Source organism: Variovorax sp. Root434 (genome assembly GCF_001426595.1).
In the GTDB taxonomy this organism is placed as follows: domain Bacteria; phylum Pseudomonadota; class Gammaproteobacteria; order Burkholderiales; family Burkholderiaceae_C; genus Variovorax.
The window spans coordinates 303,745-316,121 of sequence record NZ_LMEK01000012.1 but is presented as its reverse complement, the minus strand read 5'-3'; the positions used below and the strand labels follow the sequence as shown (position 1 = coordinate 316,121).

The window sequence follows — 12,377 nt, the reverse complement described above, 5'->3', positions numbered from 1 at the left end:
GCCCCAAGCTCAGTCGTAGACGATCAGCGCCTTGCCCGCTTCCGCCTGCGCGGTCCAACTCGCCAGCGCCGCGTCGGTCGGGAAGAACTTGGCGCGCTCGCCCAGCTGCAGCTCGACCTGCGCACCGCCACGCGCCATCGACAACCGCACCGGCAGGCCCTGGATCAGGTCGCCGACCTCGGTTTGCTCGGTGCGCGGCGGAAAGTCTTTCAGCAGGCGCGCGATGTCGGGCGCCTTGCCGTTCACCGCCACGCGCAGGAACTTGCCGAAACGGCAGCGCGCGGTGGCCAGGTCCCACACCTGCTGCACCTGGAAGCGCGCCTCGAAGCCGCCGCGCGCGGGCTGCAACCGGCCGCTGACGATGACCAGCTCGTCGTCCTTCAGCGTGTTGCGGTTGGCGTTGATGAGTGCCTCGTCGGCCGTGGCGTCGATCGAGTCCGACTTGTCGTCGAGCTTGAAGATCGCCAGCCGGCCGCGCTGGCCGTTGATCACGCGGAAGTCGCTCACGATGCCGGCAATGACCTGCTGGTCGCGGCTGTCGAGCAGGTCGCCGATCTCGCGCTTGCAGAAGCGCCGCACCTCGTGCGAGACCTCGTCGAACAGGTGGCCCGACAGGTAGAAGCCCACGGCCGTCTTCTCGAGCGTCAGCCGCTCCTTCACGCCCCAGGGCGTGGCGTCGACGAGGTCGGGCTCGGCGGTGGCCGAACCGTGCTCCGCGTCGCTGAAGATGTCGACCTGCGCCGCATTGGCCGCCGTGGCGTTGGCGAATTCGAAGGCGCGATCGACCGAGGCGATCAGCGACGCGCGGTTCTGCTGGATCGCGTCGAACGCGCCGGCCTTGATGAGCGCTTCGACCGTGCGCTTGTTGATGCGCTGGCGGTCGATGCGCACGCAGAAATCGAACAGGCTCTTGAACGGCCCGCCCTCCTCGCGTGCACGCACCACGGCCTCGACCGCGAGCTGGCCCGTGCCCTTCACCGCGCCCAGGCCGTAACGGATGATCTTGTTCGTGACTGGCTCGAAGCGGTAGTTGCCGCGGTTCACGTCCGGCGGCTCGAAGGTGATGCCGAAGTTCTTCTGGGCGTCCTCGAACAAGAGCTTGAGCTTGTCCGTGTCGTCCATTTCCACGGTCATATTCGCGCAGAAGAACTCGGCCGTGTAGTGGACCTTGAGCCAGCCCGTGTGATACGCCAGCAGCGAATAGGCGGCCGCGTGCGACTTGTTGAAGCCGTAGCCCGCGAACTTCTCCATCAAGTCGAAGATCTCGTCGGCCTTGTCCTGGACGATGCCGTGCGTTGCCAGTGCGCCCGCGCGGAATTTCTCGCGGTGCTCGGCCATCTCCTCGAGCTTCTTCTTGCCCATCGCGCGGCGCAGCAGGTCGGCGCCGCCGAGCGAGTAGCCGCCCAGGATCTGCGCGGTCTGCATCACCTGCTCCTGGTAGACCATGATCCCGTAGGTCTCGGAGAGCATCTCGGCCACCGCCGGGTGCGGGTACTCCACCTCTTCGCGGCCGTGCTTGCGCGCCACGAAGCTGGGAATCAGGTCCATCGGGCCCGGACGGTACAGCGCGTTCAGCGCGATCAGGTCTTCGAGCCGTGTCGGGCGCGCATCCTTCAGCATGCCCTGCATGCCGCGGCTTTCAAACTGGAACACGGCCTCGGTCTTGCCGTCGGAGAAGAGCCGGTAGGTGGCCGCGTCGTTCAGCGGGATGTTCTCGAACGCGAAGTTCTCCTGGCCCTTGTGGCGCTTCATGATGAACTCACGCGCGATCTCCAGGATGGTCAGCGTGGCAAGACCCAAGAAGTCGAACTTCACGAGGCCGATCGCTTCGACGTCGTCCTTGTCGTACTGGCTCACGGCCGATTCGCTGCCGGGCTGCTGGTAGAGCGGGCAGAAGTCGGTGAGCTTGCCCGGCGCAATGAGCACGCCCCCGGCGTGCATGCCGATGTTGCGGGTCATGCCTTCGAGCTTCTGCGCGAGCTCGACCAGCATGCGGACTTCTTCTTCCTTCTCGATGCGCTCCGCGAGCTGCGGCTCCATCTCGATGGCGTAGTTGTTCTTGTCGCCCTCGATCTTCTTTTCGGGCGGGTACTGCAGCGTGACCGACATGCCGGGCTTGTTCGGAATCAGCTTGCTGATGCCGTCGCAGAACATGTAGCTCATGTCGAGCACGCGGCCCACGTCGCGGATGGCCGCGCGCGCGGCCATGGTGCCGAAGGTGGCGATCTGGCTCACGGCGTTGCGGCCGTACTTGTCCTTCACGTAGTCGATCACGCGGTCGCGGTTGCCCTGGCAGAAGTCGATGTCGAAGTCGGGCATCGAGACGCGCTCGGGGTTCAGGAAGCGTTCGAACAGCAGCTTGTATTCGAGCGGGTCGAGGTCGGTGATCTTCAGCGCATAGGCCACCAGCGAGCCGGCACCCGAGCCCCGGCCCGGGCCCACCGGGCAGCCGTTGTTCTTGGCCCACTGGATGAAGTCGCCCACGATCAGGAAGTAGCCCGGGAACCCCATGTTCAGGATCGTGTTGATCTCGAACTCCAGCCGCTCGACGTAGCGCGGGCGTTCGGCCTCGCGCCTGGCCTCGTCGGGAAAGAGATGCTTCAGGCGCTGCTCCAGCCCGGCGAACGATTCCTGGCGGAAGAAATCGTCGATAGGCATGCGCACGCCTTCGCTGATGAAGGGCGTCGGAAAGTCCGGCAGTTGCGGCTTGCCGAGCACCAGCGTCAGGTTGCAGCGCTTGGCGATCTCGACCGTGTTGGCCAGCGCGCTCGGCACGTCGGCGAACAGTGCCTGCATCTCGGCGGTCGACTTGAAGTACTGCTCCTCGGTGAACCGGCGCATCCGGCGCGGGTTGCCAAGAATTTCGCCTTCGGAAATGCACACGCGCGCCTCGTGCGCCTCGTAGTCTTCGCGGGCGGCGAACTGCACGGGGTGCGTGGCGACCACCGGCAGGTGCAGCCGGGCCGCCAGCTGCACGGCAGCGATCACGTGCGGCTCGTCTTCAGGCCGGCCCGCGCGTTGCAGCTCGATGTAGAAGCGATGCGGAAAGATGCCCGCCAGCTTCAGTGCCAGCTCGGCCGCACGCTCGCCCTGCCCCTGCAGCAGCGGCTGCCCCAACGGCCCGGCCTGGGCGCCGGAGAGTGCGATCAGCCCGCCTGCCAGTTCCTCGACCCATTCCAGCTTGCAGGCCGCCTGCGACTGGCCCCGGCCCACGTTCTGCGTCCAGGCCCGCGCCAGCAGCTCGGACAGGTTCAGGTAGCCCTCCATGTTCTGCACCAGCAGCACGATGCGGGTGAGCACGCCGGGCTCCTTGCCCATCCCTTCCACGAACACTTCAGCGCCGATGATGGGCTTGACGCCCTTGCCGCGGCCCTGCTTGTAGAACTTGACCGCACCGAACAGGTTGTTCAGGTCGGTGATGGCCAGCGCGGGCTGCTTGTCGGCAGCGGCGGCCTTGATGACTTCGTCGATTCGGTTGGTGCCGTCGACGACGGAAAACTCGGTGTGCAGGCGCAGGTGAACAAACATCCTTTCATTGTAGAAAGCGCCGCCTCCACGATGTGGGTTGGCAATCCCTGAAATCGCTCCCGGCCTGCCGGGAAGAGGCCCCGAGTCAGGGAAGCCCCACCGGCGGCACCTAAAATCCCGCCCCGTGCAAGAGATTTTGAATATCGCGGCCTACAAGTTCGTGGCCATCGACGACAGCCCCGTGCTGCGTGAAGACCTGCGCGCCCGCGCGCAGGCCCTGGGACTCATGGGCACCATCCTGCTGGCGCCCGAGGGCATCAACCTGTTCCTGGCCGGCCCCACCGACGGAGTGCGGGCTTTTCTGGCGCATTTGCGCGCCGATGCGCGCTTTACCGACCTCGAGGCCAAGGAAAGCTGGTCCGCCGCGCAGCCCTTCCGCCGCATGCTGGTGAAGCTCAAGCGCGAGATCATCCGCATGGACCATCCGGCCATCCAGCCCGCCGCGGGCCGGGCGCCCGGCGTGGACGCTCCTACGCTCAAGCGCTGGCTCGACCAGGGCCATGACGATGAGGGCCGGGAGATCGCCCTGCTCGACACGCGCAATGCCTTCGAAGTCGATTACGGCAGCTTCGAAGGCGCCATCGACTGGCGCATCGGCAAGTTCACCGAGTTCCCGCCCGCCCTCAAGGCGCATCGCGAGGAGTTCAAGGGCAAGACGGTCGTGAGCTTCTGCACCGGTGGCATCCGCTGCGAGAAGGCCGCGATCCTGATGCGCGAGGAAGGCGTGGAACACGTGCTCCAGCTCGAAGGCGGCATCCTGAAGTACTTCGAGGAGATCGGCAGCGCGCACTACCAGGGCGACTGCTTCGTGTTCGACGGCCGCGAGGCCCTGGCGCCCGACCTGAGCGCGCGCTCGGCACGCGCCAGTGCCCGCGCATCCGAAGATCCGGATCTCGGCATCAAGAAATAACACGGGCGCCGGATGCGGATCCTCCTGGTGGAAGACGAACTGGACATGGCCTCGTGGCTGGTCCGCGCATTGACCCAGAGCAGCTTCGTGGCCGACCATGCGCCCGATGCGCGCACCGCCGAGGCCTTCATGGCCGGCACCGAATACGACGCCATCGTGCTCGACCTGCGCCTGCCCGACAAGCACGGCCTGAGCGTGCTGGCCGACATGCGCAATGCCGACGACCGCACGCCGGTGCTGATCCTCACCGCGCAGGGTGCCTTGCAGGACCGCGTGCGCGGCCTGAACCTGGGCGCCGACGACTTTCTCACCAAGCCTTTCGAGCTGGCCGAACTCGAAGCGCGCCTGTCGGCCCTGGTGCGCCGCAGCCGCGGCAAGCAGCACCCGCGCCTTCAGTGCGCCTCGCTGTCGTACGACAGCCAGAGCCACGCCTTCACGCTGCGCGGCACGCTGCTGTCGCTCACGCCGCGCGAGCAGGCCGCGCTCACCGCCCTGTTGATGCGCAGCGGCGCGCCGGTCGGCAAGTCGCAGCTCTTTGCCAAGGTGTTCACCAACGACAGCACTGCCGGCCCCGATGCCATCGAGGTGGTGCTGCACCGGCTGCGGCGCAAGCTCGCGGACAGCGACGTGCGCATCGTCACCGTGCGTGGCCTGGGCTATATGTTGGAGAGCATTGCCGATGGATCCTCAGCCCCAGCGGCCCACTCCCAGCTCCCCGGCGAAGACGACTGAGCCGGCGCCGCAGCAAGCGCAGCGCTTCGGCATCCGCGCGCGGATGCTCGCGCTGCTGCTGCCCGGCATCGTCGCGCTGCTGGCGCTCGACAGTTGGAGCGACTACCAGGCGCTGACCGATTCGCTCGTGGTCGCCTACGACCAAAGCCTGCTCGAGCCGGTGCAGGCGCTGGCCAACGGCATCGTGGTGGCCGGCGACGGCAGCGTGCGGGTGCAGGAGCCGTTTTCGATCCAGGCGATGTTCGAGTCCACGCACCTGCGCTACAAATACCTGCACGTCGGCGTGCAGCGCATTCCGAAGGGCGAGGCGCTCGACGTGAAATCGCCCGAGACCACGCTGATGGGCGTGCCTGCCCTGCCCCGCCCGGCGCAGCGTCCGCCCGACGGCACGCCGGTGTTCTACGACGCGGTGCACGAACAGCATCCGGTGCGCGTGGCCGCGCTGCGGCAGACGGTGTACGACGACGTCCACCCCGGCGTTGCCTACAGCGTGCTGATCCAGGCGGCCGAGGGCATCGGCCCGCGCGCCGCGGCCCAGGCCGAGACACTGCGCCAGGAACTCCTGCGGGACACGCGCATGGTGGTGGTGATGGCGCTGCTGGTGTGGCTCGGCGTGGCCTGGTCGCTGCGCCCGCTGGAGCGCCTGCGCCGCTCGCTGCGCGAACGCTCGCGCGACGACCTGAAGCCGCTCGACGCCAGCGGCGTGCCGCATGAAGTCGTGCCGCTGGTCGACGCGGTGAACCACCACATCGCGGGCCACCGGCGCATGGTGGCCAAGCAATCGCAGTTCCTGGCCGATGCCTCGCACCAGTTGCGCACGCCGTTGAGCATCCTGTCGATCCAGGCGGGCTACGCGGTGCGCGAGACCGATCCGGCACGCATGCGCGAATCGCTGCACGCCATCGTCGCGCAGCTCGCGCGCACGCGCCGCCTGAGCGAACAGTTGCTGGCGCTGGCCCACGCCACCTCCGAAGACGAGGCCGCACCGGCCGAGCCCGCGGTGGCCGACCTCAACGCCATCGCGCGCGCCGTGGTGCTGCAGTACCTGCCGCTCGCGCGCGAGAACGACCAGGACCTGGGCTGGGTCGATGCACGCGGCGACACTGCAAACGGCGTGGCGGACATCGACAGCATCGACGCGGCCGGCGAGGAAGACGACCCACCCGTGCTGCCCGTCGCGGCCAACGCCGCCGAGCTGCACGAGGCGCTCGCCAACCTCGTGCACAACGCCATCAAGTACACGCCGCGCGGCGGCAACATCACCGTGACCGTGCGGCGCGAGGCTTCGTACGCTCTGGCCGAGGTGTGCGACAGCGGGCCGGGCATTGCGCCCGAACGACGCGAACAGGTGTTCGAACGCTTCCATCGCGACGCCTCCGCAGGCGCCGGTGCGGCGCACGGCGCGGGCCTTGGCCTGACCATTGCGCGCAGCTATGCGCGGCGCAACGGCGGCGAGATCGAACTCGACAACGCCGACATGCCGGAGAGCGCCAACGGCGGCGGACTGCGCGCAATCCTGAGGCTACCGCTGCGCGCCTTCTGAAGTCCTTTTTGCAAGGGTTTCACCGGACATGCCGGTACGTGATTACACGTATTTTGCGGTTCGCAAGGCCGCCAGAGCCTCTTCCGAAAGGGGATTGAAAGTCTCGATTCCTAGACTGCGCTCCTTCCAAACGAAGGAGACTTATGCAGCACCAGCTCGGTGAAGATCCGGCCTCGCACGCGCCCCGGCCCGCTTCAAAATTCAAAAAAGATTACTACGGCGGCGCCCTGCTGATCGTCACTGGACTGGCCGCGGTATATGCCGGCATCGGCTATCGCGTGGGCGAGTTGGCGCACATGGGACCGGGCTTCTTTCCGGTCGCACTCGGCGGGTTGCTGGCGCTCACCGGCCTGCTCATTGCCATCTCGGCGCGTGCAGAGAAGCCCGCGAGCGGCGCCAGTGAAGAGGCCGCGTCGCACGGCCATCCGGGCGGCATGCCCGACATGCGCGGTTGCGTCTGCATCATCCTCGGCATCCTCGCCTTCCTGCTGTTCGGCGAGTACGGCGGCCTGCTGCCGGCGACCTTCGCGATCGTGTTCATCTCGGCGCTCGGCGACCGCGACAACACGCTGACCGAGGCGCTGCTGCTGGCGCTCGCGATGTGCTTCATCGCAGTGGTGGTCTTCTGGTGGGCGCTCAAGCTGCAGCTGCCCCTGTTCCAGTGGGGAGGCTGAGATCATGATCGGTCAATCGCTCCACGACCTCTGGTTCGGCTTCGGCGTTGCGTTCCAGGGCTCCAACCTGCTGTGGTCGTTCTTCGGCGTGCTGGTGGGCAACCTGATCGGCGTGCTGCCGGGCATGGGCGCGCTGCAGGCCATCTCGATCCTGCTGCCGCTCACCTACGCGATGCATCCGGTGCCCGCCATCCTGATGCTGGCCGGCATCTTCTATGGCTCGCAGTACGGCGGCGCCATCGGTGCCATCCTGATGAACATGCCCTCGCACCCGCCGCATGCGGTGACCTGTCTCGACGGGTACCCGATGACCAAGCAGGGCAAGGGGGGCGTCGCGCTCGGGGTGACGATGATCGCCTCGTTCTTCGCGGCGTCCGTCGGCATCATCGTGATGATCTTCGCCTCGCCGCTGCTGGTGCAAATCGCGTTCAAGTTCGGCCCGACCGAGATCTTCTCGATCATGCTGCTGGGCCTGCTCGCCGGCTCCACCATGTCGCGCGGCTCGCCGCTCAAGGGCGTGGCGATGACGCTGTTCGGCCTGCTGTGCGGCGTGGTCGGCACCGACGTGAACAGCGGCAGCTTCCGCTTCGCGTTCGGCCTGCCCGAGCTGAGCGACGGCCTCGAACTCGTGGCGATCTCGATGGGCCTGTTCGGCGTGGCCGACTTCCTGCTCAACGTGAACCGCATGAAGGCCATCGGCGACACCGGCACGCTCAAGCTCAGCGACATGCGCCCGAGCAAGGAAGAACTCAAGCGCGCCTTCCCCGCCATGCTGCGCGGCACGCTGGTGGGCACGGTGTTCGGCGCAATGCCCGGCACGGGCCCGACCATCACCACCTTCATCGCCTATGCGCTGGAGCGCAAGGTGTCGAAGACGCCGAACAAGTTCGGCACCGGCATGATCGAAGGCGTGGCCGGCCCCGAGGCCTCGGCCCATTCGAAGACGCAGGTCGACTTCATCCCGACGATGAGCCTGGGCATTCCGGGCGACGCGGTGATGGCGCTGATCCTGGGTGCGCTGCTGATCCAGGGCATCCAGCCCGGCCCGCAGCTCATCACCGAGCATCCGGACATCTTCTGGGGCCTGATCGCCTCGTTCTGGATCGGCAACGTGATCCTCGTGATCCTGAACGTGCCGATGATCGGCGTGTGGGTGAAGCTGCTGAAGGTGCCCTACAAGTACCTGTTCCCGGCCGCGATGTTCTTCATTGCGACGGGCGTGTACAGCACGCAGAACAGCCTCTTCCAGATCTGGGAAGTGCTGGTGTTCGGCATCGTCGGCGCCGTGCTGATGACGCTGGAGTTCTCGGTCGCGCCGATCCTGCTGGGCTTCGTGCTCGGACCGATGGTGGAAGAGAACTTCCGCCGCGCGCTGCTGCTGTCGCGCGGCGACATGTCGGTGTTCGTGACGCGTCCTATCAGTGGCACTTTCATCGGCCTGTGCGCGCTGCTGCTGGCGGGCGTGGGTTACTCGGCGTGGCGCGCTCGTGGAGGCCGCAAGGCCATGGTCGAGCTGCCGAAGGCGCCGGAAGGTTCGCCGCCGGCCGAGGCGGTGTCGCTCAGCGGCGAATAGCCCGCGCGCTTCGCCAATGCATAGGGCCCGTTGAGCGGGCCCTTTTTCATGGCGCTGTGCGTGCGTTCAGGGCGCGATCACGCCGACGCGGTGACCTTTTTCGCGAATGTCCCCCGCCCTTCGGGCTCCTCCTTTATTTCGCGAAAAAGGCCCCCGCATCGACGTGATCGTTCAGAGCACTTGTTGATCGAGCGAAACAACAGCAACGCTCGTTGTGCACAGGGCACCGGGTGCTCCCCGCAGCGAAATAAAGGAGGAGGCCGCAGGCCGGGGGACATTCGCGGAGGGGAGTACCCGGTGCCCTGCGCACGCGCCCTGGACAACGGCCACTCGAGATCAGACCGGCGTAGTGCCCACATCAGGCTCGCGCACGCCAAAAGGCTTGCCGGGCAGAGGAATGAACTCGGTTTCGCCGGGCACATGGCCCATGCGCTGGGCGGCCCAGTCGGAGCCCGCTTCGAGGATGCGCTCGCGCCGGCTTGAGACGAAGTTCCAGGTGATGTAGCGCGGTCCGTCGAGCGGTTCGCCGCCGATCACCATCAGGCGCGCGGCGGTGTCGGAAGCCAGCACCGCGCCCTGGCCGTCGGGCAGCACGGCCATGGTGTGCACGGAAACAGGCTCGCCGTTCACGCTGACATCGGCATCGACCGCATAGATGGCCAGCTCGGGCGCCAGCGCGGGCAGCACGAAGCGCCCACCTGCCGGCAACGCGATGTCGAGGTACACGGTCTGCGACAGCGTCTTGACCGGCGAACGCGCACCGAAGGCCTCGCCCACCAACACGCGCACGCCGGCGCCCTGCTCCTTCAGCTCGGGGATCGCGTCGGCCGGCGTGTGCTCGAAGCTGGGCTCGATCTCCTCATGCGCCTGCGGCAATGCGACCCACAGTTGCAGACCGTGGTTCACGTAGGTGTCGGCCTTGAGGCGCTCGGGCTTGCGCTCGGAGTGCACGATGCCGCGCCCCGCCGTCATCCAGTTGATGGCGCCGGGCAGGATCTCCTGCACGCTGCCGAGGCTGTCGCGATGCATCATCGCGCCCTTGAAGAGATACGTGACCGTCGAGAGGCCGATGTGCGGATGCGGCCGCACGTCGTGCTCGGTGCCCGGCTGCTCGGTGGCCGGGCCGAAATGGTCGAAGAACACGAACGGGCCGACCGATCGGCGCTGCGCCGCGGGCAGCAGGCGCCGCACCTTGAAGCCACCGCCGAGGTCCTTGTCGTGCGGGTTGAGCAATTGGGTCTCGGGGTTGGTGTCGGTCATCGTGTTCTCCGTGGGGTTGCCGGTTATTCGCGCGATCTTGCCACTGTGCCGATGCGCTCGCCGAACGCGCGGGCGGTGTCGAAGTCGCCTTTCGCCATCTCGGCCGGGCTGGCGTCGGTCGGCGACTGCGTCAGCAGGCCGCCGTAGCCGCCCACGTAGTTCATCGAGTCGCGCGTGGCGGCCTTGTTGTTGGCCGGCAGGATGCCCATGCTGACCCAGATGCCGCCGTGCTGCATCGCGAGCGTCCAGAGGTAGGTCATGGTGGTGACCTTGTCGCCGTTCATGGTCGCGCTGTTGGTGAAGCCGGCGAAGAGTTTGTCCTTCCAGCCCTGCGTGTACCAGACCTTCGACGATGCATCCGCGAACTTCTTGAACTGCCAGCTCACGCCGCCCATGTAGGTGGGCGAACCGAAGATGATCGCGTCGGCCGCGGCCAGCAGTTCCCAGCCGCCTTCGGGCAGGTTGCCGTCCGCATCGATGGCGAGCAGTTGGGCGTCAGCGCCATCGGCCACGGCTTGCGCCACGCGCTGGGTGTGGCCGTAGCCGGAATGGAAGACGACGACGATGTTTGCCATGGGATGTTTTCTCCAGTGACTGTGGGTTGTTCGGAGTGCTTTTGTTCGGGGTGCGTGCACAGGCCACCGGGTACTCTCCTCCGCGAATGTCCTCCGCCTTCGGCTCCTCCTTTATTTCGCTGCGGGGAGCACCCGGTGTCCTGTGCACGATGGGCGCTCGCCGATGGGGTGCCTTGCGCAGCGAAATAAAGGAGGAGGCCGCAGGCCGGGGGACATTCGCGGAGCAAGGTACCCCGTCGGCGTGAGCGCACCCCGAAACAACACGAAGTGCGCGAAGCCTCCAGGAAGAGCTTACTTTCTATCGATGCTGAAACGACCAGCGCCCCAGGCGGCGATCGCAAGCAGGCCACCGGCAATCGCGATGTTCTTGTTGAAGTTGATCTGCTGCATCATTTTCATCGCGTCGGGCGCGGACCAGTACTTGTGGAAGAACAGCGCGGCCGCGACGGTGAAGGCTGCCATCGCGATCGCGGTCCAGCGGGTCTTGAAGCCCAGCAGCAGCGCGATCCCGAGACCGAGCTCGACGAGGATCGCGATGGCCGCCGCTACTTCGGGCAGCGGCAGGCCAGCCGAGGTGATGTAACCGACTGTGCCGCCAAAGCCCATGAGCTTGCCGATGCCGGCCGGGATGAACAGGTACGCGATCAGGATGCGGCCGATCAGGGCGAGCGTGTCTTGCGCGGAATTGGTGGTGGTGGTGGTGGTTGTAGTTGCCATGGTTGAAAACTCCTCGGTTGTTGAAAAAGAAAAAAGAGAAAAGAACCGGGCGCACCGAGCGCCCGGCAAGGGGGATCAGGCGGCCAGGTCGAACACCAGCACTTCGGCGTCCTTGCCGGCGCCCAGCGTCAGTTGCGATTCGCCCTGCAGCATCGCGGCGTCGCCGCCCACGAGCTTCTGGCCGTTCACTTCGAGCTCGCCGCGCACCAGGTGCACATAGCTCTTGCGCTGCGGGTCGAGCGCCAGGCTGGCCTTTTCCTCGCCGTCGAGCAGGCCGGCGTACAGGCGGGCATCGGCATGCACCGTCACCGAGCCGTCGCTGCCGTCGGGCGAGGCCACGAGGCGCAGCTTGCCGCGCTTCTCGGCGTCGGTGAACTGCTTCTGTTCGTAGCCCGGCGCAATGCCGCGCACATTCGGCTCGATCCAGATCTGCAGGAAGTGCGTGGTCTCGTCGGCCTTGTGGTTGAACTCGCTGTGCATCACGCCGCGGCCAGCGCTCATGCGCTGCACGTCGCCGGGAGGGATGCTTTCCACGTTGCCCATGCTGTCCTTGTGCGCCAGTTCGCCCGAGAGCACGTAGCTGATGATCTCCATGTCCTTGTGGCCGTGGGTGCCGAAACCGGCGCCCGCCGCCACGCGGTCTTCGTTGATCACCCGCAGGTTGCCGAAGCCCATGTAGGCAGGGTCGTAGTAACCGGCAAAGGAAAAGCTGTGGAACGAGCGCAGCCAGCCATGATCGGCATAACCGCGTTCCTGAGATTTACGGACTTGCAACATCGTAGAACTCCTTTGGCCCTGCCCCTTTGGGGGTATGCGGGCCTCTTTCATATGCCGCGCCGGATGCGCAGCGGATGTAAAGAACTTT

The 12,377-nt window shown here is 66.5% G+C and carries 10 protein-coding genes; 5 read left to right on the top strand and 5 right to left on the bottom strand.

The features are described from left to right. Window positions 1–9: 9 nt before the first annotated feature. Window positions 10–3,528 (bottom strand): DNA polymerase III subunit alpha, encoded by a 3,519-nt coding sequence (dnaE, locus tag ASD05_RS12020; protein ID WP_056592239.1) that lies wholly within the window; start codon window positions 3,526–3,528, stop codon window positions 10–12. Between the two features lie 124 nt (window positions 3,529–3,652). Between dnaE and ASD05_RS12015 the strand changes: the two genes are divergently transcribed. The 5 genes from ASD05_RS12015 (at window position 3,653) to ASD05_RS11995 (ending at window position 8,960) form a co-directional block, all read left to right on the top strand. Next, entirely contained in the window at window positions 3,653–4,438 is a 786-nt protein-coding gene (locus ASD05_RS12015; RefSeq protein WP_056592236.1) for a sulfurtransferase, read from the top strand. 12 nt (window positions 4,439–4,450) lie between these two features. After that, complete coding sequence (locus ASD05_RS12010) at window positions 4,451–5,170, top strand: response regulator (protein ID WP_056592233.1); 720 nt, start codon at window positions 4,451–4,453, stop codon at window positions 5,168–5,170. Then, complete coding sequence (locus tag ASD05_RS12005) at window positions 5,118–6,713, top strand: sensor histidine kinase (protein ID WP_082572044.1); 1,596 nt, start codon at window positions 5,118–5,120, stop codon at window positions 6,711–6,713. The genes ASD05_RS12010 and ASD05_RS12005 overlap by 53 nt, the downstream gene beginning before the upstream one ends. A 143-nt stretch (window positions 6,714–6,856) precedes the next feature. After that, a complete protein-coding gene (locus ASD05_RS12000) occupies window positions 6,857–7,387 on the top strand; it encodes a tripartite tricarboxylate transporter TctB family protein (protein ID WP_200955421.1) in 531 nt (176 codons plus the stop codon). A gap of 4 nt (window positions 7,388–7,391) precedes the next feature. After that, a complete protein-coding gene (locus ASD05_RS11995) occupies window positions 7,392–8,960 on the top strand; it encodes a tripartite tricarboxylate transporter permease (protein ID WP_007837948.1) in 1,569 nt (522 codons plus the stop codon). 336 nt (window positions 8,961–9,296) lie between these two features. On the opposite strand, the gene ASD05_RS11990 is transcribed toward ASD05_RS11995, so the two are convergent. From ASD05_RS11990 to ASD05_RS11975, 4 genes are all read right to left on the bottom strand, one after another. Beyond that, window positions 9,297–10,220: a pirin family protein gene (locus ASD05_RS11990; protein ID WP_056592227.1), complete on the bottom strand. Its 924-nt coding sequence runs from the start codon at window positions 10,218–10,220 to the stop codon at window positions 9,297–9,299. A 23-nt stretch (window positions 10,221–10,243) separates the two neighbouring features. After that, window positions 10,244–10,795 (bottom strand): flavodoxin family protein, encoded by a 552-nt coding sequence (locus ASD05_RS11985; RefSeq protein ID WP_056592224.1) that lies wholly within the window; start codon window positions 10,793–10,795, stop codon window positions 10,244–10,246. Window positions 10,796–11,086: 291 nt separating this feature from the next. Beyond that, a complete protein-coding gene (locus tag ASD05_RS11980) occupies window positions 11,087–11,581 on the bottom strand; it encodes a DoxX family protein (RefSeq protein WP_268810532.1) in 495 nt (164 codons plus the stop codon). 6 nt (window positions 11,582–11,587) lie between these two features. Continuing rightward, window positions 11,588–12,289: a pirin family protein gene (locus ASD05_RS11975; protein ID WP_056592218.1), complete on the bottom strand. Its 702-nt coding sequence runs from the start codon at window positions 12,287–12,289 to the stop codon at window positions 11,588–11,590. Window positions 12,290–12,377: the final 88 nt, after the last annotated feature.